Consider the following 18,543-nt stretch of genomic DNA (forward strand, 5'->3'; position numbering starts at 1 on the left):
CTCTGGGGGAGGTGGCGCGGCGCAAAGCGCCGTGACGGAGGGGGCCAGACGGCCTTTCCTGTGGACGCCCCTTCGGAACCGCGTGGCGAATCACCCCGGCTGAGGCAATCTCGCCTAATGAACGCTCAGGTCGCCTCTTCAGAACTTCAGGGCCGGACGGCCCCCGCCGACCATCCGGAACGGCAGTATCTGGACCTGCTGCGTGACATATTGGACAACGGCGTTCGCCGCGACGACCGCACCGGCACCGGAACCCTGGGCGTCTTCGGCCGCCAGATGCGGTTCGACCTGTCCAAGGGCTTCCCCGTCCTGACCACCAAGAAGCTGCACCTGCGTTCGATCATCGTCGAACTGCTGTGGTTCCTGCGCGGCGAGACCAATATCGCCTATCTGAAGGAGAACGGCGTCCGCATCTGGGACGAATGGGCCGACGCCGAGGGCGAACTGGGTCCGGTCTACGGCAAGCAGTGGCGGTCCTGGACGGCGCCGGACGGCCGCGTCATCGACCAGATCGAGAAACTGGTCCACGGCCTTAAGACCAATCCCAACAGCCGCCGCCACATCGTCACGGCCTGGAACCCGGCCGACGTGGACGACATGGCCCTGCCGCCCTGCCACTGCCTGTTCCAGTTCTTCGTGGCGGATGGGAAGCTGAGCTGCCAGCTGTATCAGCGCAGCGCCGACGTCTTCCTGGGCGTGCCGTTCAACATCGCCTCCTACGCCCTGCTGACGATGATGCTGGCCCAGGTGGTCGGGCTGGAGCCGGGCGAGTTCGTCCACACCTTCGGCGACGCCCACCTGTATCTGAACCATTTGGACCAGGCCGAGCTCCAGCTCACGCGCGAACCCCTGCCGCTGCCGGTGATGAAGATCGCGCCGAAGGACGATCTGTTCGCCTTCGAACTGTCGGACTTCATGCTTGAGGGCTATGAAGCCTGGCCGCACATAAAGGCCGAAGTGGCCGTCTGATGGATTTCAAGAGTCTTCAGGCCGACGTCCTGCGCATCTCCGACATCTACGCCGCCAACTACGGCATAGACCGCGACCGGGACTGGGCGCTGCTCAAGCTTCAGGAAGAGCTGGGGGAGCTGACGGCTGAACATCTGCGGCTGTCCGGTCGGGCGCGCGGCGCGGGCGACGCCGACGCCCTAGGCGACGAGGCGGCCGATGTTCTGGGCATGCTGTTGATCTATTGCGCGGGCGCCGGGATCGACCTTGAAACCGCGATGCGACGCAAATGGCTGAAGTGGCTGGAGCCTGCGGCATGACCGGGCCCGCTCGGATCGCCCTGGTCGTGGCCCGCGGCCGGAACGGCGTCATCGGCCGGGACGGCGACCTGCCCTGGCGGCTGCGTTCGGACCTGCAGAGATTCAAGGCGATCACTATCGGAAAGCCCTGCCTGATGGGGCGCAAGACCTGGGAGAGCCTGCCGCTGAAGCCCCTGCCCGGCCGGCTGAACCTGGTCCTGACCAAGGACGAGTCCTATGAGGCCGACGGCATGGCCAAGGGCGCCGTGGTCTGCTCCAATCTGGACGAGGCGATCGAAATCGCGCGCGAGACCGCCGAGGAGGACGGCGTGGACGAGATCTGCATCATCGGCGGCACGGCCCTGTTCGCCGCCGCCCTGCCCCGCGCCCGCCGCCTCTATATCACCGAGGTCGACGCGGCCCCCGAGGGAGATGCGGTCTTTCCGTCGTTCGACGAAACAGCCTGGGTTGAAGTATCTTCCGAAACCCATGCGGCGGGCGAGAAGGACGACCACGCCTTCACCTTCCGCGTTTTGGATCGTCGTTAGGAGCCCCTCATGTACGTCGCCACCACCAATGACCTGCCCGGTTTTCGCGTCACCCGCCACATCGGCCTGGTGCGCGGCGTTACGGTGCGATCCCGCAACGCCATTTCCGACGCCATCGGCGGCGTCCAGTCCATGCTGGGCGGCCGGGTCGGCGCCTATGTGAAACTGGCCGAGGCCGGGCGTCAGGAAGCCTATGAAGAACTGGTCAAACACGCCCAGGCCCACGGCGCCAACGCCGTCCTCGCCGTCCGCTACGACGCCACCGAGATCATGCCCGGTGTGACCGAGGTGCTGTGCTACGGCACCGCCGTGATCGTCGAGCCGGCCTGACCTCCAAGAAGGCTGACCGGCCCGACGCCTCGGGTCAGGACAGGGTCATCAGGTCTGAGCGCTCGAAATTGCGCAGTTCCGCGGTGCGCCCGTCCCGAACCTTCTGCACCCAGTGCGGATCGGCCAGCAGGGCGCGGCCGACCGCCACCAGATCGAACTCTTCATTCTCTAACCGGCGCAGCAGACCATCCAGCGAGGCGGGCTTTGAGCCTTCTCCGCCGAAGGCCGCGATGAATTCGCCGTCCAGCCCGACCGAGCCGACCGTGATGGTCGGCTTGTTCATCAGCTTCTTGGTCCAGCCGGCGAAGTTCAGGTCAGACCCTTCGAACTCCGGCTCCCAAAAGCGGCGCTGCGAGCAGTGGAAGACGTCGACCCCGGCATCCGACAGGGGCGTCAGCCATTCGGCCATCTGGTCCGGCGTCTCGGCGATCCGGGCGGCGAAGTCCTGCTGCTTCCATTGCGACAGGCGCAGGATGACGGGAATGTCGTCGCCCACGCCTTCGCGCACGGCCTTGACCACCTCGGCGCCGAAGCGCGCCCGCTCGGCGATAGTCGGGCCGCCCCAGCGGTCCCCACGCAGATTGACCCCGGCCCAGAAGAACTGGTCGATCAGGTAGCCGTGGGCGCCGTGAATCTCGACGGCGTCAAAGCCCAGCTCCCGCGCCGCGCGCGCAGAGCGACCGAACGCAGCGATGGTGTCGGCGACGTCTTCTTCGGTCATAGGCTCATACTTGGCCTTGCCCGGCGAAGTCAGGCCTGACGGACTGTCCACCTTGCCCAGGGGCGTCCAATCAGCGCCCTGGCCCCGCGCGGATCCGACGTGCCAGATCTGTGGCGCGATCAGGCCTCCGGCGGCGTGGACCTCGTCCACCACCGTCTTCCAGTGCGGCAGGGCCTCGCCGTGGAAAACGGGCACATCGACGTCATTGCGGGCGGCGGGACGCTCCACCACCGTGCCCTCAGTCACGATCAACCCCACCCCGCCCTCGGCGCGGCGGCGGTAATAGCCGGCCACATCGGACGTCGGGATGCCGTTCGGGGAAAAGGACCGCGTCATGGGCGCCATGACGATGCGGTTGGGCAGGGTCAGTCCCTTGACCGTAAAGGGGCGAAACAGGGCGTCGACGCTCATCGGATCTCCTCGCGAAATGGCAAGGGTGAAGGTGGCGAATAGAGTTGCGTTTGAAAACCCCACGCCCTGAAGTTTCTACAGCCCCAAGGAAGCCGCCACCTGCTCGGCAATCACAGCGAACCGCACCGCGATCGCGCCTTCGGGATCCGAGACGACCACCGGCCGCCCCGCATCTCCGCCCTCTCGCAGAGCGGCCTCCAACGGCAGATCGCCCAGGAAGGGGACAGACAGGCGCTCCGCCTCGGTCTTGGCGCCACCCTGTCCGAAGACGGCGCCGCTCATATTCTCGATCAGACCCAGGGTCGGCACATTCACCTTCTGGAACAGCGTGTGGGCCCGCCGGGCGTCGGCCAGAGCCACCTCCTGCGGCGTGGAGACGATGACGGCGCCGTCCAGCGGGGTCTTCTGAATCAAGGTCAGTTGCACATCGCCCGTCCCCGGCGGCAGATCGACCACCAGCACGTCCAGCGGCGCCTCGGCCGCGCCCCATCGGGTCTGGGTCAACATCTGGGTGATGGCCTGGGACGCCATGGGCCCACGCCAAATCATGGCGTCGTCCATCCGGGTCAGCAATCCGACGGACATGGCCTTCAGTCCATGCGCCTGGTGCGGCGCGATGGCGCCGTCCTCATAGGCGGGCTGGCCGCTGATCCCCAGCATGGTGGGCAGAGAGGGACCATAGACGTCGGCGTCCAGAATCCCGACAGACAGCCCTCGTGCAGCCAGGGTTGCGGCCAGATTGACGGCCACGGTGGACTTGCCCACCCCGCCCTTGCCGCTGGCGACGGCCAGCACGCGCCGGACATGGGCCGGACGGTCCGTAGGGACCGGCGCCTTGGGGCGTCCCTGATCCACAGCGGCCTTCGAAAGGCCGGCGGTGCGCGCGGGCTTGCCGAGCCCGGGCTTGGCCTCCGCCGTCAGGATCACCGAGACCCGGTTCATGCCGGGGATGGCCTTCAGCGCCGCCTCGGCCGCGTCCCTGACGGGGGCGTAGGTCGCGACCAGACTGCGGTCCACCTCCAGGGCGAAGCCCGCCCGATCCTCGGCCACGACCAGCCCCTGCACCAGGCCCGAAGCATGGAGCCCCTGGCCCGAAACCGGGTCTTTGACGGCGTCGAGCGCGGCGATGACGGCGGAACGTTCGACCAAGACGGTCTCCACAAGACTTGCAGGCGATAAGGGGCGCGTTCTATCGCCCCTGGATGCCGCCCGCGAGCCTCGATTTGTCCAAGCCGCCGTTAGTCACCCTGATCGCCGGCCCCACCGCCTCGGGAAAATCCGCCCTGGCGTTGAAGATGGCGCGCGAGACCGGGGCGGTCATCATCAATGCGGACAGTCAGCAACTCTACGCCGACCTTCGTATCCTGACCGCCCGCCCCTCGCCGGAGGACGAAGCCCAGGCCGAACATCGGCTTTACGGCGTCGCCGACGCCGCGGAGGCCTGGTCCGTGGGAAAATGGAGCCGCGCCGCCCTGGCCATACTGGCCGAACTCCGGGCGGAGAATCGGCCCGCCATCCTCGTCGGCGGCACCGGCCTGTACTTCACGGCCCTGACCCGGGGCCTAGCGGACATTCCGCCGGTCGCGAGCGCTGTCCGCGACCAGGTCGAGGCGGACTTCTTGGTGCAAGGAGAGGCTCTGTTTCGCACCCGTCTGGCGGAAATCGACCCGGCCGCCGCCCAGGCCATTGAGGCCGGGGATCGACAACGGCTCGTGCGGGCGATGAGCGTCCACGCCGCGACCGGCCGGCCGTTGACCGCGTGGAAATCCCAGACCCAGCCGCTTCTGGCGCCGGAATCCTGGACGGGGCTTGTGATCGAACCTGATCGCCAAGTCCTTTACGCCGACTGCGACCGAAGGGCGGACCTGATGGTCGAAAATGGCGCGCTAGATGAGGTTCGTCGCCTCGTCGCGCGCGACCTGTCCCCCGCCCTGCCCGCCATGAAGGCGGTCGGCGTGCGGGAGTTGGCCGCCTGTGTCTCCGGCGCACTCGACCGCGAGGCGGCCGTCGCCGCCTTGAAACAGGCCACGCGAAACTACGCCAAACGCCAGCTCACCTGGTTCAGAAACCAGTGCCGCGACTGGAGCCGCATTCCCCGCCCCTGATCCCCTTGGCCGAACTGGACTTGGAAACCCGCCAGGCCGCGCCTATATTGCCATAGTCCGGCTTCGGCCGGACTATGGCGATAAAGGCGCCTGTAATAAGCGGACCGGACCCGGGTGCGATTCCCGGCGGCTCCACCATTCACCTCCCCGCGTTATCGGCGGAGGCGTCATGGGGCCGACTAGCATCGACGGACGTGTAAAGAGGATTGCTTTCGCTCGTCCTGGCCCACCGTATCGGGCCATTTTCTAACTGCGAACGATAACTTCGCTGGAGAAGTCGCTCTCGCCGCGTAATGCGGTTCGGGTGATTTCGAACCTTAAGTCCTAGGGGTTCAGATCCCTGGGCGGGGCCTGTCGGGAGCCTGGCAACAGAATCCCGGCGCTTATCCCGCACATCCGACGTCTTCACCCTATTCGCACCTTTCGCGCGCGCGCCGCCGCCGCTATCAGTCACGCTGAATTTGCGAGGTGACGATGACCGATCAGACCCCTCCGGTCGATGAGATGCAGTACGAGCGACTGGCGCACGAGGCCTTGCGCGGCGTGATCCGGTCTGCGCTCGATCATGTGGCCGCCGAAGGTCTGCCCGGCGCGCATCACTTCTACATCACCTTCAAGACCCGGGCCGCCGGCGTCAGCATTCCGGCGGACATGCTGACCAAATATCCCGACGAAATGACGGTGGTGTTGCAGCACCAGTATGAGGATCTGCAGGTCGAGGCGGACCGCTTTTCCGTGAAGCTCCGCTTCGGCGGCGTGCCTCGCACCCTCGCCATGCCCTATACGGCGGTGACCCGCTTCTACGATCCCAGCGTCCAATTCCTGCTGCAGTTCGAAGAACCCGAGATCGTCGAGAATGTGGAAGACGCCACGCCGCCGGAAGATCCGGCGCCGACGTCCGACGGTCCGAAGGTCGTTTCCCTGGACCAGTTCCGCAAGAAGTAGACTCTTCCCTGATCCAGTCCGGACGCTAAGCTCTCGTTTCAAAGGTCTGGACGGTGGCACGCGATGTTTCGGTGGACGACGGCGACGGTCGTAATGTTCGGCCTTGTCGTGCTGGGCTGTTCGGCCCAGGCGCAGAACCGGTTTGATGGCTGGGCTTCCGCCGTCATCGCCGCAGATTGGCGTGACAGCGACGGCCGTCCCATCGCCGCCTTCGACAACGCCCAGCGCGACCTGTCCAAAGCCTTCCAACAGGCCGGCTTCGATCCGGCAACCATGGTCAGCGTGAGCCTGCGTCCGGACGTCGCCGCGCCGGTGGAGGCCCAGGACAGCCTGCGTCGGTTTGCCGAGGCGGCTGAACGGGCGACGCGCGGCTGCCTCTTCTACGTCACCTCCCACGGCTCTCCCGAAGGCCTGGTCTTCGGAACTGAGGCGACGCTGGCGCCAGAGGATCTGATTCCTGTCTTGCGCCAAACCTGCGGCGATCGTCCGACGGTCGTGGTTCTGTCCGCCTGTTTCTCGGGCGTCTTCGTCGACGGCCTGAAGGGACCGAACCGCATGGTCATGACCGCCGCCCGGCGCGATCGCTCCTCATTCGGCTGCGCCGCCGACGCCCTGTATCCCTATTTTGATGAATGCGTGCTGGACGGGCTGAAAACCGCGCCGGATTTCATCGCCCTGTCCCGCGCCGCCACGTCCTGCGTCGCCGCGCGCGAACAGGCGGAGGGGCTCTCTCCGGCCTCAGAGCCTCAAACGGCGATCGGCGCGAACATGCAACTGCTTTTGCCGACGCTGCGGTTCAGGCCCTACGAGGATAGGACCGGATCGTAATCCGCTCGCGCTCGCCTTCACGCCGCTCCACGAGAAGACGGGCCACCTGGCTGTCGTCGTGGAACAGATAGCCCTTGATCGAGTCGAGCAGGGCCTTGGCCAGGTTGTCGAGGTCCATCCACGGGGGTTCGCCGACATGTTCCATGCGGATCTCGACCACATGATCGCCCCAGGACGGCCGCGACGCCCACTCCTTGCGCATAAATTCATAGACCAGCGGCTTGTAGTATTTGGCTTGGGTGGTCAGGCCGTCGATGACGATCTCGACCGCCTCGCCGTCCTCACGGGCCCGCACCTTGCCGGTTCCGATCCAGCCGACGGTCATCGGGTGCAGACGGACGGCGCGGCGTCCAGCAAACGGGCGGAACGGATGACGACCGGCGGCGTCAGCTGCTCTTGCGCGTTCGCGGGCATCTTCTGGATGCGGCGCGCCACATCCAATCCCTCGATCACCCGGCCGAAGGCGGCGAATCCCTGGCCATCTGGATTGCGGGCGCCGCCGAAATCCAGACTGGGGGTGTCCTGGGTCACAATGAAGAAGCTGGACGTCGCGCTGTCCGGGCCGTCGCGCGCCATGGACACGGTCCCCGCGAGATGACGCAGTCCTGTGTCCCGAGTCCGCTCCAGCGGAATGGGCGGACGGGCGTCGTCGTCGCTCCCCCGCGGCGTCGCCGCCTGGATGACGTCGATCGGGTTCGGGTTGGCCGTATTGGTCTCGCGCACCACGGTGCGGAAGAAGGACCCGTTGTCATAGTCGCCGAAGACGACGTAGCTGATGAAGTTGCAGGTGCTGATCGGCGCCGCTTCGGCGTCAAGGGCCAGAACGATTCGCCCGGCCGTCGTGTCCAGGGCGACGCGCGGTCGAGGCTGTTCAGCGGGAAGTCCGGCGCATCCCGCCAGCATCAGCAGAGTCGCCGCTAGAATATGCTTTGGTCCCATGGCCGCCTCGCCTTGCCCTACTCTTCTCTCGTGCTACACCGCCGCGCATACAATCGCCACGCCTGAGAGCCTTGTCCGCGCATGAGCAACGTCCGCACTGAAACCGACACCTTCGGCCCCATAGAGGTCGCCGCCGATCGCTACTGGGGGGCCCAGGCGCAGCGGTCTCTGGGCAATTTCAAGATCGGCTGGGAGAAGCAGCCCCTGCCGGTCGTGCGGGCCCTGGGCATCGTCAAGCGCGCCGCCGCCGAGACCAACCGCGACCTGGGCAAGCTCGACCCCGCCCTGGCCGACGCCATCATCCAGGCCGCCAACGAGGTCATCGAGGGCAAGCTGAACGACCACTTCCCCCTGGTCGTCTGGCAGACGGGTTCGGGCACCCAGTCGAACATGAACGCCAATGAGGTGATCTCGAACCGCGCCATTGAAATCCTGGGCGGCGAGATGGGCTCCAAGAAGCCGGTCCACCCCAACGACCACGTCAATATGAGCCAGTCGTCGAACGACACCTATCCGACGGCCATGCATGTGGCCTGCGCCGAACAGGTCGTCAACGACCTGATCCCTGCGCTGAAGCACCTGCACGCGGCCCTGGACGCCAAGTCGAAGGCCTGGGCCCACATCATCAAGATCGGCCGCACCCACACCCAGGACGCCACCCCCCTGACCCTGGGCCAGGAGTTCGGCGGCTACGCCCAGCAGGTCGCCAACGGCATCGAGCGGATCGAACAGACCCTGCCCAAGCTGATGGAACTGGCCCAGGGCGGCACCGCCGTCGGCACCGGGCTGAACGCCCCCATCGGGTTTGCCGAAAAGGTCGCCGCCCAGATCGCTCAGATCACCGGCCTGCCCTTCACCACCGCCCCGAACAAGTTCGAGGCCCTGGCCGCCCACGACGCCATGGTCTTCAGCCACGGCGCGATCAACACGGTCGCCGCCTCCCTGTTCAAGATCGCCAACGACATCCGCTTCCTGGGCTCCGGTCCGCGTTCGGGCCTGGGCGAACTGGCCCTGCCGGAGAACGAGCCGGGCTCGTCGATCATGCCCGGCAAGGTCAATCCGACCCAGTGCGAAGCCCTGACCCAGGTCTGCGTCCAGGTGTTCGGCAACAACGCCGCCCTGACCTTCGCCGGCTCGCAAGGCCATTTCGAGCTGAACGTCTACAACCCGGTCATGGCCTACAACTTCCTGCAGTCGGTCCGCCTGCTGGCCGATGCGGCGATCAGCTTCACCGACAACTGCGTCGTCGGCATCGAAGCCCGCGAAGACAATATCGCGCGCGGCCTGAACAACTCGCTGATGCTGGTCACGGCCCTGAACGGCAAGCTGGGCTATGACCTCTGCGCCAAGATCGCCAAAACCGCGCACAAGAACGGCACCACCCTGCGTGAAGAGGCTGTGGGCGGCGGCTATCTGACCGACGCCGAGTTCGACGAGGCGGTCCGGCCCGAGAAGATGATCTCGCCGGGCTGATGAGATGACCGCCCTGGAGCGTCCCTACTGGATCGAGGCCCTTTTCGAGCGCCGAGACGGCTGGGACGCTTCCGTCTATCCCTTCAACCTGCCGGTCGTGCGCTCGCTCGACCGGCTGGCCTTCCACCCGAACGTAACCTTTCTCGTCGGCGAGAACGGCTCAGGAAAGTCCACGCTGATCGAGGCCCTGGCGGTGGCGTGGGGGTTCAACCCCGAAGGCGGCGGTCGCGAACACCGTTTCGGCACACGCGACAGCCATTCGCCTCTGCACAGGTTCGTAAGGCCGGTCCGGTCGGCGCAGAGGGTTCAGGACGGCTTCTTTCTCCGCGCCGAGAGCTTCTTCACCGTCGCCTCCTATCTGGAAAGTCCCGAGGTCATGGGGTCCCGGTATGGCGCCCGCCGGTTGCACGAACAGTCGCACGGCGAGTCCTTCTTCGCCCTTTTCGACAATCGTTTTATCGGCGACGGCCTTTACATACTGGACGAACCCGAGGCCGCCCTGTCACCCAGCCGGCAGCTGTCCTTCCTCGCGCGCCTGCACGAGCTGGTCATGGCGCGGTCCCAGCTGATCATCGCCACCCATTCGCCCATCCTTCTCGGCTATCCCAACGCCTGGATCTACCAGGCGTCCGAACACGGTCTTGAACGGATCGAATACGAGGACACTGATCACTATCAGGTCACGCGCAACTTCCTGACCCGTCGCGAGATGATGCTGGACATACTGCTCAAGCCGGACTGGGGCTCAGACCTTCTCCCGGATCGTCCGCCCCACCGGCGCCACCGCCAGCTTGGCCAGTTCCAGATCCTTCAGGGCGAAGGGGATGCCGATGATGGAGACGAACTCAGCCACCGCGATAACCAGGTGCGACAGGGCGATGTACCAGCCCGCCACGACGAACCAGACGATGTTCAGCACCAGACCCAGACAGCCCGCCACCGGATGGGCGTCCTGCCAGACGATCTCGCGTCCGAAGGGCCAGAAGGAATAGCTGGCGATCCGCCAGGCGGCGAAGGTCCAGGGCAGGCCCACCACGGTCAGGGCCAGGATCGCGCCGCCCAGCAGCCACAGCAGCCCCGACAGCCAGCCGCCGAAGACCAACCACAGGATATTCAGGATCAGACGGATCATCGCATCTCTCCGAGAACAATGTCCTCCAGATAGAACGAAGGCCCCGCCGACGACAGCAGGGCCTTCATTAATTCACCGAAACCCGGACCCTAGTGCGGCTTCTCGGACCAGCGCGCCTTGGCCTCGTCCTGGGTCAGGTTCAGGTGGACATGCTTGTCATCCACCCGTTCCACCCAGCTGACCGGGATCAGGTGATGTTTGAACCCACCGGCGAGGTCCAGCTTGGCCAGTTCGATCTGGTCTCCCAGAACATGATCCACGCGGCCGACATGACCGCCGTCCGATCCGACGACTTCGAGATGTTCTTTGATGAGCGAGGCGTCGACCATGAGGGTTCTCCGGGTTTTAAGGTTGGTCCCATGAAACGGACACGCCACTAGCGGGTTTCAAACCGCAGCGCTTGCTGCTGTATAGGGGGCGAGGCAGGACCTGAGCCCGCCGCCGGCTCCTTCACGGATCGTCGAGATACATATGAAACGCGCCTGTTCGACGCTGCTGGCGATGATAATGGCCTGGTCCGTCGCCGCCTGCGGCACCCTGCAGCGGCCGGAAGGGCCGCTGCGCCTGGCCGATGGCGCCCTGATCCCGGCTCAGGATCCGCGGATCCGCACGAACGACGCCGTGCGCCTCGAGGCCTTCACCGAAGAAGTGGGCCAGCGCCTGGCTCAGAAACATGATCTGTCGATCCTGGCCCTGTCCGGCGGCGGGGCCAACGGCGCCTATGGCGCAGGCGTGCTGGTCGGCTGGACCGAGCGGGGCGACCGGCCGGTCTTCGACATCGTCACCGGCGTCAGCACGGGCGCCTTGGCCGCCCCCTTCGCCTTCGCCGGTTCGGCATGGGACGCCCAGCTGGGCCACGCCTATACGGACGGGGGCGCCAGCAGCCTGTTGAGCTGGCGCAGCCTGGCCTTCTTCCTCTACCCCAGCCTCTACAGCGCCTCGGTGCTCCGGACTCTCGTTGACGAGAACGTGACCCCCGACCTCCTGGCGGCCATCGCCCGCGAACACGCCAAGGGCCGCCGCCTGCTGGTCGCCACCACCAATCTGGACAACGAGGAGACGGTCATCTGGGACATGGGCCTGCTGGCCAGCCAGAACGACGAGAATTCGCGCGCCCTGTTCAAGGAGGTGCTGGTGGCGTCCGCCAGCATCCCAGGCGTCTTTCCGCCCGTGCTGATCGCCGGCCTCCAGCCGGACCAGACCGTGGTGATGGAAATGCACGCCGACGGCGGGGTCAACACCCCCTTCCTCGCCATCCCGGAGCCCCTGGCCCTGTGGACGCGGCCGCAGGACGAGCCCGGCGGCGGCGCCCTCTATGTCGTGGTCAACGGCCAGGTCGGCCGCAACGAGGGGGTCACGCCCGGTCGGCTGACCGCAATCCTGATGCGCAGCTACGACAGCATGAGCAAGGCTTCGCTGCGCGCGCATCTGGCGACCACCGCCGCCTTCGCCCGGCGCAACGGGATGAGCCTGTCCCTGTCCGCCATTCCCGATAATGTCGAGGCCTCCAGCCTGGAGTTCGACCAGAAGACCATGACGGCCCTGTTCGAACTGGGGCGCCGGCAAGGTCGGTCCGCCGAGGCCTGGACCCGCCTGGATCGGCCGGAACCTTCGCCTGGCTTCCTTCCCGCCAAGGCCCTGCCCGCCGAGGAGGTCCCCGAGCCGCTGAGACCCCACGAGGCCGACAGACCCGAAAAACAGAACTGACCATGGCTGAAATCATCAACCTGAACCGGGCGCGCAAGGCCCGCGCAAAGTCAGAAGACAAGATCCGGGCGGCGGCGAACCGCGTCGTCCACGGACGCTCCAAGGGCGAGAAACAGGCCGCCCGGGCCGAGCAGGAGCGGGCGGACCGTCGCCTGAACGGTCAGAAGCGTGAGACGCCGACGGAAGACTGAGCCTTAAGCCGCCTTGGGCGCCCGGATCAGCAAGACCTGGCCGACCAGCACAAGGGCCAGACCGACCAGCATGGTCACGCCGACCTCCGCCCCCTCGAACAGAACGGACATGATGACGGCGATCGGCGGGGTCAGGGCCGAGATATAGCTGGCGAGGGCGAACCCCCTCTGTTTGGCCAGGGTGAAGTACAGGCCGAAGGCCATGACTGATCCGAACAAGGACAGGTGCAGCAGGGATAAAACATAGGCGGGTGTCGCCTCGACCCGCCACTCCACTCCAGTTGCAAGCCCGTAAGCGGCCAACATGGCCGTGCCGTAGGCCATGGCCCAGGCTGTGGCGCCCATGACAGGGGCTCCGGCCTGCTGGCCGCGCCAGGCAAACCAGTTGCCCAAGGCGGAGGCGAGCACCGCGACGAGGGCCAGCACGATGCCCAGCCCCGGCGCCGATCCGGCGGAAGCCCCCGTTCCCGCCAGCTGGCCAAACGACAGGACCGCGACACCGCAAATCCCCAGCACCGCCCCCTGCCAGGCGCCGGCGGCCGCCTTCTGCCGCTCCACTAGCCGGAACATCACCAGGTTCACGAAGGCCAGGGCCGCAAAAATGACGGCCACCACGGCGGAGGCCACCCGCTCCTCCGCCGCATAGACGAAGCCGTAGCTTACGGCGAAGACGAAGGCGCCCTGCCCCACGGCCGCGAGATGTTGGGCGCGGGTCAGCCTCAACGGCCGCCGCGTCGCCGCGCAGAAGCCGAACAGAACGAGCGACGCCAGGCCGAAACGCCAGACGATCGAGACGATCGGATCGACCACGCCCAGCTGCAGGGTGATGGCGAACCAGGTCGTGCCCCAGATGAGGGCGCAGATGAGGATGGCGAGGACGGTGACGGGGCGACTCATGCAAGACTCCGGCTGACGGCGCCGGGATACCATCCCCGCCCTTCCGGCGCCGTTCACGTCTTGCGCCCTTGTGTGACAACAATCTCAGGAGAAAACCCGCCATGTGCAGCACCGGCCGCGCCTCCCCCGGGCGCCCCGAAGGCGTCAGGTGATGAGCGGACTGCAGAAGCGTTCGGTCGTGCTCGCGGGCCACGCCACCTCGGTGGCGCTGGAGCCGGAGTTCTGGGCCGTGCTGGACCGGATCGCGGCCCGCCGCAGCCTCTCGAAGGCGCAACTGCTGGCCGACATCGACGCGGGTCGGGGCCGGCGCCCGCTCGCCTCCGCCTGTCGATTGCTGGCGCTCAGCTGGGTGGCGGAACACGGGGTGGAGATGTAAAATCGGCCGCCGACAAGGAGCCTTCCCTATGGACACCCCGCGCCTGATCCCCGCCGCCGTCTTCGGCGGCCTGGTCGCCCTGGGCCTGATCGGCGCCGGCGCTCTGATCGGACAGGGCGTGGTCCACGCCCGCGCCGGAGACCGCACCGTGACCGTGCGCGGCCTGTCGGAGCGCGAGGTGAAGGCGGATCTGGCGGTCCTGCCGCTGCGCTTCACCGCCTCGGGCGAGGTGCTGTCCGAAGTCCAGGCCCGGATCGACGGCGACCTGGCCCTGGTGCGGCAGTTCCTGAAGTCCCAGGGCTATCCGGCCGAGGCCGTCGATCTGGGACGGCTGGAGGTGGCCGACACGCGGTCTCGGGAATACGGAGTCCAGAACGGCGGCCCTCGCTTCATCCTGGCCCAGACCGTCATCGTCCGCACCGGCGACGTCGCCCGAGTCCAGGCCACGACCCGCGCCCTCAACGACCTGGTCCGTCAAGGCGTCGTGCTTCAGGACTTCCAGGGCCCCTCCTACATCTTCACCAAGCTGAACGCCGTCCGGCCCGAGATGATCGCCGAAGGCACGGCGGCGGCGCGCACCGGCGCCGAACAGTTCGCCAAGGACTCGGGCACGCCGCTCGGCCCCATTCGCCAGGCGACCCAGGGCTCCTTCGAAATCCTGCCGCGCGACGGCGCGGGCGGCGACGAATCCGGCTCCATCGACAAGAAGGTCCGGGTCGTGACCACCATCACCTATAGTCTGAAATAGGCCCGTCCGGCGCCTGTACCTCGCCCAGCTGGACGATCTCGGACGCGGGCCGTTCGGTGGGTCGCCGCTCGTCGACCTCCCGCTCACCCGTCGATTCGACCAGGGCGACCCACACGGCGATAACGGCGAACATGCCGACCATGCCGAGGACGAAAGCCCGCCAACCGCCTCCGTCCTGTCCAGGTCTTCGGTCCGATGGTCGGGTCATCCTCTGCGCCTTCCGTTGCATCGTCAGGGGAACAGAGCCTCGGCGGAACCGGTTCCGCAGTTCATTTCCGGACCGGTCCTGACATCGCCGTCTGGTCCCCTTATGTTCCCTTCTTCGATTCTGACCGCCCGGACCGCTTGCCGCCTGTGACCGATCTTCCCGCCCCCCGTATTTCAGACCTGGCCCGCGCGCGTGCGCCGCAGGAGGGAGAGGCGCGCGACTATCTGTCCGGACTGAACCCCGAGCAGCGCGAGGCGGTCGAGACGACGGAAGGCCCGGTCCTGGTCCTGGCGGGCGCCGGCACGGGCAAGACGCGGGTGCTGACGACGCGACTGGCCCACATCCTGGCCACCGGCCGCGCCCGCCCGTGGGAGCTTCTGGCCGTCACCTTCACCAACAAGGCCGCGCGCGAAATGCGCGAACGGATCACCCATCTGATCGGCCCCTCCGCCGAAGGCCTGCGCTGGCTGGGCACCTTCCACTCCATCGCCGCCCAGATCCTGCGCCGCCACGCCGAACTGGTCGGGCTCAAGTCGAGCTTCACCATCCTGGACACCGACGACCAGGAGCGGCTGCTGAAACAGCTGCTGGAAGCCGCCAATATCGACACCAAACGCTGGACGCCCAAATCCCTGGCCGGCCTGATCGACCACTGGAAGAACCGCGGCTGGACGCCCGACAAACTGCCGCCCGGCGAAGACTTCGCCAACGGCAAGGGCCAGGGTCTTTACGCCGCCTATCAGGCCCGCCTGCGCACGCTGAACGCCTGCGACTTCGGCGACCTGCTGCTGCACAACATCACCATCCTGTCCAAGCACGCGGACCTGGCCGAGGAATACCGGCGACGCTTCCGATACATTCTGGTGGATGAGTATCAGGACACCAACGTCGCCCAGTATCTGTGGCTGCGGCTGCTGACGGCCTCGACCGGCAATGTCTGCTGCGTCGGCGACGACGACCAGTCGATCTACGGCTGGCGCGGGGCCGAGGTGGACAACATCCTGCGCTTCGAGCGCGACTTCCCCGGCGCCAAGATCGTCAAGCTGGAGCGCAACTATCGCTCGACCAGCCATATCCTGGGCGCCGCCTCGGGCTTGATCGCCGCCAACCGCGACCGGCTGGGCAAGACCCTGTGGACCGAGGACGACAGCGGCGACAAGGTGCGGGTGCGCGGCGTCTGGGACGGCGAGGCCGAAGCCCGGCTGATCGCCGATGAGATCGAGACCGCGCGTCGCCCCCACGCCGGCAAGCCGGGGCTGAAGTACAAGGACATGGCCATACTGGTCCGCGCCTCCTTCCAGATGCGGGCCTTCGAAGAGCGGCTGGTCATGCTGGCCATCCCCTATCAGGTCATCGGCGGCCCCCGATTCTTCGAACGCGCCGAAATCCGCGACGCCCACGCTTATCTGCGGCTGATCCAGTCCGAGGACGACGACCTGGCCTTCGAGCGGATCGTCAATGTGCCCAAGCGCGGCATCGGCGACACCAGCGTACAGAAGATCCTGCAACTGGCCCGCCGGCACGACCTGTCCGCCCTGACGGCCGTGCGCGGCCTGATCAACACCGACGAGCTTCAGGCCCGCACCCGCACCGCCCTGTCCAACTTCGTGCGCGACCTGGACCGCTGGCGCGCCCTGGCCGAGACCACGCCCCACTGGCAGGTGATGGAGACGGTGCTGGAGGAGAGCGGCTACACCGAGATGCAGAAGGCCGACCGCACCAGCGGGCAGACGCGGCTGGAGAACCTGAAGGAGCTGACCCAGTCCATGCAGCAGTTCGAGACGCTGCAAGCCTATCTGGAGCACGTCTCCCTGGTCATGGACCTGGAGCGGGCGACCAGCGACGATCCGAACGGCGACGGGGCGGTCCAGATCATGACCCTGCACGGCGCCAAGGGGCTGGAGTTCCCGCTGGTCTTTCTGCCCGGCTGGGAGGAAGGCGTCTTCCCCAGCCAGCGCAGCATCGACGAAAAGGGCGAGAAGGGCCTGGAGGAGGAACGCCGCCTGGCCTATGTCGGCGTCACCCGCGCCAAACAGGACGCCCGCATCTCCTTCGCCGCCAACCGCCTGGTCTATGGCCGCTGGACCTCGCAACTGCCCAGCCGCTTCGTCGACGAACTGCCCATCGCCCACGTCGATCCCCAATCCGACACCGGCTACTACGGCGCCTCGACCGGCATGAAGGAGGCCAAGAGCCGCTGGGACGACGCGCCCAGCTTCGGCAGCGGCTATTCCTCCCCCGGCTGGAAACGGGCCCAAAGCTTCACCGCCGCACAGACGCCGAACCGCATCCCCGCGCGCAAGGCCGTGATCGAGGGCGACGGCCGCCTGATCGCCACGGCGGACCCGAAGTCCAGCTCAGGATGGGCGCGCGGCCAGCGCGTCTTCCACCAGAAGTTCGGCTACGGCCACGTCCGCGTCATAGAGGGCAACAAGCTGCTGGTCGATTTCGACAAGGCGGGCGAGAAACGGGTGATCGACAGTTTCGTGGAGAAGGCGGACTGAGCGGAGCGACGTCGGCGTGGCGGCGATCATCCGCCTTTGCCGTCGGCCAAGCTTTGGCCTAAGCCATCGCCTTCCTGTCTGCGACCGAGTCCGCCATGTCCGCCCCTGCCCGTCCCACCGTTGATCGCGCCTGGTTGAGCTGGGCCATGCGGCGGATCGAGGCGGACTACAACCGCTCGGCCGACACCCATCTGATCCCGGTGGACATGCCGGCCCTGTCGGACATCGCCCTGTATCTGAAGGACGAATCCAGCCACCCGACCGGCAGCCTGAAGCACCGTCTGGCGCGGTCGCTGTTCCTCTACGCCCTCAGCAACGGCTGGATCGGCGAGGGCATGACCATCATCGAGGCGTCCAGCGGCTCGACCGCCGTGTCCGAGGCCTATTTCGCCCGGATGCTGAACCTGCCCTTCATCGCCGTGGTGCCGCGCTCCACCGCCCAGGAGAAGATCGCCGCCATCGAATTCTACGGCGGACGCTGCCATTTCGTGGACGTGCCCGGCGACGCCTACGCCGAGAGCCAGCGGCTCGCCGACGAACTGGGCGGCCACTACATGGACCAGTTCACCTATGCCGAACGGGCCACGGACTGGCGCGGCAACAACAATATCGCCGAATCCATCTTCGCCCAGATGCGACGCGAGCCCTGCCCCGTCCCGCGCTGGATCGTGTGCGGCGCCGGCACCGGCGGCACCTCGGCGACCATCGGCCGGTTCGCCCGGTTCAATCGCCACGATACCCGGATCTGCGTCGCCGACCCGGAAGCCTCGGTCTTTCACCGTCACTGGGCCGAAGCGGCGGTCCAGAGCAGCGCCGATCGCCCGTCCCTGATCGAGGGCATCGGCCGAGCGCGGGTCGAGCCCTCCTTCATCCCCAGCGTGGTGGATCGGATGATCGTCGTCCCCGACGTCGCCTCCATCGCCGCCACCCGCGTCCTCAGCCGGCGTCTGGGCCGCCCCTGCGGCGGATCGACCGGCACCAACCTGTGGGCCTGTGTCGAACTCGCTCAGGAGATGGCGCAGGCGGGCGAATGCGGTTCGATCGTCTCGATCCTGTGCGACCACGGCGACCGCTACGCCTCCACCTATTTCGACGACGCCTGGATCTCCGCCCAGGGCCTGGACACCGCCCCTTGGGAGGCCCGCCTGCACGCCTTCTTCGAAACCGGCGTCCTGCCCGACGCCTGAACCGGCTGTCTTGTCGGGATGAACAGGACTAAGAAGAGCCGAGAGG

Annotated in this window: 22 protein-coding genes, 1 other RNA gene and 1 pseudogene; 16 read left to right on the forward strand and 8 right to left on the reverse strand. The window is 66.9% G+C overall.

Features of this window, described 5'->3' with window-relative positions; all coding sequences use genetic code 11:
* Positions 1-117 precede the first annotated feature (117 nt).
* The 4 genes from AC1RKE_RS00005 to AC1RKE_RS00020 are packed head-to-tail and all read left to right on the forward strand — an operon-like array spanning position 118 to position 2,125.
* Positions 118-969 carry a thymidylate synthase gene (locus AC1RKE_RS00005; protein WP_348685267.1) on the forward strand — a complete coding sequence of 284 codons (852 nt, stop codon included), beginning with the start codon at positions 118-120 and terminating at the stop codon, positions 967-969.
* Positions 969-1,268 (forward strand): nucleoside triphosphate pyrophosphohydrolase family protein, encoded by a 300-nt coding sequence (locus tag AC1RKE_RS00010; protein ID WP_348685264.1) that lies wholly within the window; start codon positions 969-971, stop codon positions 1,266-1,268. The genes AC1RKE_RS00005 and AC1RKE_RS00010 overlap by 1 nt, the downstream gene beginning before the upstream one ends.
* Positions 1,265-1,795 carry a dihydrofolate reductase gene (locus AC1RKE_RS00015; RefSeq protein ID WP_054765866.1) on the forward strand — a complete coding sequence of 177 codons (531 nt, stop codon included), beginning with the start codon at positions 1,265-1,267 and terminating at the stop codon, positions 1,793-1,795. Before AC1RKE_RS00010 ends, AC1RKE_RS00015 begins: the two co-directional genes overlap by 4 nt.
* A gap of 9 nt (positions 1,796-1,804) precedes the next feature.
* The gene (locus AC1RKE_RS00020; protein WP_201462675.1) at positions 1,805-2,125 is read left to right on the forward strand and encodes a YbjQ family protein; all 321 of its coding nucleotides are present in this window, start codon (positions 1,805-1,807) and stop codon (positions 2,123-2,125) included.
* 34 nt (positions 2,126-2,159) lie between these two features.
* On the opposite strand, the gene AC1RKE_RS00025 is transcribed toward AC1RKE_RS00020, so the two are convergent.
* Both AC1RKE_RS00025 and AC1RKE_RS00030 read right to left on the reverse strand, forming a co-directional pair.
* A complete protein-coding gene (locus tag AC1RKE_RS00025) occupies positions 2,160-3,257 on the reverse strand; it encodes an NADH:flavin oxidoreductase (RefSeq protein WP_395942217.1) in 1,098 nt (365 codons plus the stop codon).
* 75 nt (positions 3,258-3,332) lie between these two features.
* Complete coding sequence (locus tag AC1RKE_RS00030; protein WP_348684287.1) at positions 3,333-4,406, reverse strand: Mrp/NBP35 family ATP-binding protein; 1,074 nt, start codon at positions 4,404-4,406, stop codon at positions 3,333-3,335.
* A gap of 74 nt (positions 4,407-4,480) precedes the next feature.
* Between AC1RKE_RS00030 and miaA the strand changes: the two genes are divergently transcribed.
* The 4 genes from miaA to AC1RKE_RS00050 all read left to right on the forward strand — a co-directional run bounded on the left by miaA (position 4,481) and on the right by AC1RKE_RS00050 (position 7,135).
* The gene (miaA, locus tag AC1RKE_RS00035) at positions 4,481-5,362 is read left to right on the forward strand and encodes a tRNA (adenosine(37)-N6)-dimethylallyltransferase MiaA (RefSeq protein WP_395942218.1); all 882 of its coding nucleotides are present in this window, start codon (positions 4,481-4,483) and stop codon (positions 5,360-5,362) included.
* 16 nt (positions 5,363-5,378) lie between these two features.
* Positions 5,379-5,746, forward strand: a transfer-messenger RNA (tmRNA) gene (gene ssrA / locus AC1RKE_RS00040).
* A gap of 90 nt (positions 5,747-5,836) precedes the next feature.
* Positions 5,837-6,307: an SspB family protein gene (locus AC1RKE_RS00045; RefSeq protein WP_182713053.1), complete on the forward strand. Its 471-nt coding sequence runs from the start codon at positions 5,837-5,839 to the stop codon at positions 6,305-6,307.
* Between the two features lie 93 nt (positions 6,308-6,400).
* Positions 6,401-7,135 carry a C13 family peptidase gene (locus tag AC1RKE_RS00050; protein WP_348684285.1) on the forward strand — a complete coding sequence of 245 codons (735 nt, stop codon included), beginning with the start codon at positions 6,401-6,403 and terminating at the stop codon, positions 7,133-7,135.
* Here AC1RKE_RS00050 and AC1RKE_RS00055 read toward each other — a convergent pair.
* Positions 7,104-7,460: a RusA family crossover junction endodeoxyribonuclease gene (locus AC1RKE_RS00055; RefSeq protein ID WP_054765871.1), complete on the reverse strand. Its 357-nt coding sequence runs from the start codon at positions 7,458-7,460 to the stop codon at positions 7,104-7,106. The two genes, AC1RKE_RS00050 and AC1RKE_RS00055, sit on opposite strands and share 32 nt — an antisense overlap.
* A complete protein-coding gene (locus tag AC1RKE_RS00060; protein ID WP_287105873.1) occupies positions 7,457-8,074 on the reverse strand; it encodes a peptidylprolyl isomerase in 618 nt (205 codons plus the stop codon). The genes AC1RKE_RS00055 and AC1RKE_RS00060 overlap by 4 nt, the downstream gene beginning before the upstream one ends.
* Before the next feature lie 81 nt (positions 8,075-8,155).
* Between AC1RKE_RS00060 and fumC the strand changes: the two genes are divergently transcribed.
* Together fumC and AC1RKE_RS00070 are read left to right on the forward strand one after the other, a co-directional pair.
* The gene (fumC, locus tag AC1RKE_RS00065) at positions 8,156-9,547 is read left to right on the forward strand and encodes a class II fumarate hydratase (RefSeq protein WP_152950333.1); all 1,392 of its coding nucleotides are present in this window, start codon (positions 8,156-8,158) and stop codon (positions 9,545-9,547) included.
* A gap of 4 nt (positions 9,548-9,551) precedes the next feature.
* Positions 9,552-10,133 (forward strand): annotated as a pseudogene (locus tag AC1RKE_RS00070) (AAA family ATPase); the annotation flags it as partial.
* A gap of 159 nt (positions 10,134-10,292) precedes the next feature.
* Here the strand turns inward: AC1RKE_RS00070 and AC1RKE_RS00075 are convergent.
* Together AC1RKE_RS00075 and AC1RKE_RS00080 are read right to left on the reverse strand one after the other, a co-directional pair.
* Positions 10,293-10,679 carry a YccF domain-containing protein gene (locus AC1RKE_RS00075; protein WP_287396488.1) on the reverse strand — a complete coding sequence of 129 codons (387 nt, stop codon included), beginning with the start codon at positions 10,677-10,679 and terminating at the stop codon, positions 10,293-10,295.
* A gap of 89 nt (positions 10,680-10,768) precedes the next feature.
* On the reverse strand, positions 10,769-11,008 hold the full coding sequence (locus tag AC1RKE_RS00080) for a DUF2171 domain-containing protein (protein WP_054765876.1): 240 nt from the start codon (positions 11,006-11,008) through the stop codon (positions 10,769-10,771).
* Positions 11,009-11,150: 142 nt separating this feature from the next.
* On the opposite strand from AC1RKE_RS00080, the gene AC1RKE_RS00085 reads away from it, so the two are divergent.
* Together AC1RKE_RS00085 and AC1RKE_RS00090 are read left to right on the forward strand one after the other, a co-directional pair.
* Entirely contained in the window at positions 11,151-12,386 is a 1,236-nt protein-coding gene (locus tag AC1RKE_RS00085) for a patatin-like phospholipase family protein (RefSeq protein ID WP_395942219.1), read from the forward strand.
* Positions 12,387-12,388: 2 nt separating this feature from the next.
* Positions 12,389-12,577 (forward strand): DUF4169 family protein, encoded by a 189-nt coding sequence (locus tag AC1RKE_RS00090; protein ID WP_182713060.1) that lies wholly within the window; start codon positions 12,389-12,391, stop codon positions 12,575-12,577.
* Between the two features lie 3 nt (positions 12,578-12,580).
* Here AC1RKE_RS00090 and AC1RKE_RS00095 read toward each other — a convergent pair whose 3' ends face one another.
* Entirely contained in the window at positions 12,581-13,474 is an 894-nt protein-coding gene (locus AC1RKE_RS00095; RefSeq protein WP_395942220.1) for a DMT family transporter, read from the reverse strand.
* A gap of 151 nt (positions 13,475-13,625) precedes the next feature.
* Here AC1RKE_RS00095 and AC1RKE_RS00100 point away from each other — a divergent pair, with 151 nt between their 5' ends.
* Positions 13,626-13,850 carry a ribbon-helix-helix domain-containing protein gene (locus tag AC1RKE_RS00100; RefSeq protein ID WP_287396493.1) on the forward strand — a complete coding sequence of 75 codons (225 nt, stop codon included), beginning with the start codon at positions 13,626-13,628 and terminating at the stop codon, positions 13,848-13,850.
* Between the two features lie 28 nt (positions 13,851-13,878).
* The gene (locus AC1RKE_RS00105) at positions 13,879-14,598 is read left to right on the forward strand and encodes an SIMPL domain-containing protein (RefSeq protein WP_054765881.1); all 720 of its coding nucleotides are present in this window, start codon (positions 13,879-13,881) and stop codon (positions 14,596-14,598) included.
* Here AC1RKE_RS00105 and AC1RKE_RS00110 read toward each other — a convergent pair.
* Positions 14,579-14,806 carry a hypothetical protein gene (locus AC1RKE_RS00110; protein ID WP_152950337.1) on the reverse strand — a complete coding sequence of 76 codons (228 nt, stop codon included), beginning with the start codon at positions 14,804-14,806 and terminating at the stop codon, positions 14,579-14,581. The genes AC1RKE_RS00105 and AC1RKE_RS00110 overlap by 20 nt on opposite strands.
* Positions 14,807-14,952: 146 nt before the next feature.
* Here AC1RKE_RS00110 and AC1RKE_RS00115 point away from each other — a divergent pair, with 146 nt between their 5' ends.
* Positions 14,953-17,310: an ATP-dependent helicase gene (locus AC1RKE_RS00115; RefSeq protein WP_395942221.1), complete on the forward strand. Its 2,358-nt coding sequence runs from the start codon at positions 14,953-14,955 to the stop codon at positions 17,308-17,310.
* A 95-nt stretch (positions 17,311-17,405) separates the two neighbouring features.
* Positions 17,406-18,497: a PLP-dependent cysteine synthase family protein gene (locus AC1RKE_RS00120; RefSeq protein WP_348684600.1), complete on the forward strand. Its 1,092-nt coding sequence runs from the start codon at positions 17,406-17,408 to the stop codon at positions 18,495-18,497.
* The last annotated feature ends 46 nt before the right edge of the window (positions 18,498-18,543 follow it).

It is taken from the genome of Brevundimonas sp. GW822-FHT03E11 (assembly GCF_058801445.1).

Bases quoted from the DNA above. Each gene is read 5' to 3' on its own strand.
- AC1RKE_RS00095 (WP_395942220.1), bottom strand. From the start codon at position 13,474: ATGAGTCGCCCCGTCACCGTCCTCGCCATCCTCATCTGCGCCCTCATC.
- AC1RKE_RS00055 (WP_054765871.1), bottom strand. From the start codon at position 7,460: ATGACCGTCGGCTGGATCGGAACCGGCAAGGTGCGGGCCCGTGAGGAC.
- AC1RKE_RS00060 (WP_287105873.1), bottom strand. From the start codon at position 8,074: ATGGGACCAAAGCATATTCTAGCGGCGACTCTGCTGATGCTGGCGGGA.
- AC1RKE_RS00080 (WP_054765876.1), bottom strand. From the start codon at position 11,008: ATGGTCGACGCCTCGCTCATCAAAGAACATCTCGAAGTCGTCGGATCG.
- AC1RKE_RS00010 (WP_348685264.1), top strand. From the start codon at position 969: ATGGATTTCAAGAGTCTTCAGGCCGACGTCCTGCGCATCTCCGACATC.
- AC1RKE_RS00120 (WP_348684600.1), top strand. From the start codon at position 17,406: ATGTCCGCCCCTGCCCGTCCCACCGTTGATCGCGCCTGGTTGAGCTGG.
- AC1RKE_RS00015 (WP_054765866.1), top strand. From the start codon at position 1,265: ATGACCGGGCCCGCTCGGATCGCCCTGGTCGTGGCCCGCGGCCGGAAC.
- AC1RKE_RS00005 (WP_348685267.1), top strand. From the start codon at position 118: ATGAACGCTCAGGTCGCCTCTTCAGAACTTCAGGGCCGGACGGCCCCC.
- AC1RKE_RS00045 (WP_182713053.1), top strand. From the start codon at position 5,837: ATGACCGATCAGACCCCTCCGGTCGATGAGATGCAGTACGAGCGACTG.
- AC1RKE_RS00050 (WP_348684285.1), top strand. From the start codon at position 6,401: ATGTTCGGCCTTGTCGTGCTGGGCTGTTCGGCCCAGGCGCAGAACCGG.
- fumC (WP_152950333.1), top strand. From the start codon at position 8,156: ATGAGCAACGTCCGCACTGAAACCGACACCTTCGGCCCCATAGAGGTC.
- AC1RKE_RS00105 (WP_054765881.1), top strand. From the start codon at position 13,879: ATGGACACCCCGCGCCTGATCCCCGCCGCCGTCTTCGGCGGCCTGGTC.
- AC1RKE_RS00075 (WP_287396488.1), bottom strand. From the start codon at position 10,679: ATGATCCGTCTGATCCTGAATATCCTGTGGTTGGTCTTCGGCGGCTGG.
- AC1RKE_RS00020 (WP_201462675.1), top strand. From the start codon at position 1,805: ATGTACGTCGCCACCACCAATGACCTGCCCGGTTTTCGCGTCACCCGC.
- AC1RKE_RS00100 (WP_287396493.1), top strand. From the start codon at position 13,626: ATGAGCGGACTGCAGAAGCGTTCGGTCGTGCTCGCGGGCCACGCCACC.
- AC1RKE_RS00085 (WP_395942219.1), top strand. From the start codon at position 11,151: ATGAAACGCGCCTGTTCGACGCTGCTGGCGATGATAATGGCCTGGTCC.
- AC1RKE_RS00025 (WP_395942217.1), bottom strand. From the start codon at position 3,257: ATGAGCGTCGACGCCCTGTTTCGCCCCTTTACGGTCAAGGGACTGACC.
- AC1RKE_RS00110 (WP_152950337.1), bottom strand. From the start codon at position 14,806: ATGACCCGACCATCGGACCGAAGACCTGGACAGGACGGAGGCGGTTGG.
- AC1RKE_RS00090 (WP_182713060.1), top strand. From the start codon at position 12,389: ATGGCTGAAATCATCAACCTGAACCGGGCGCGCAAGGCCCGCGCAAAG.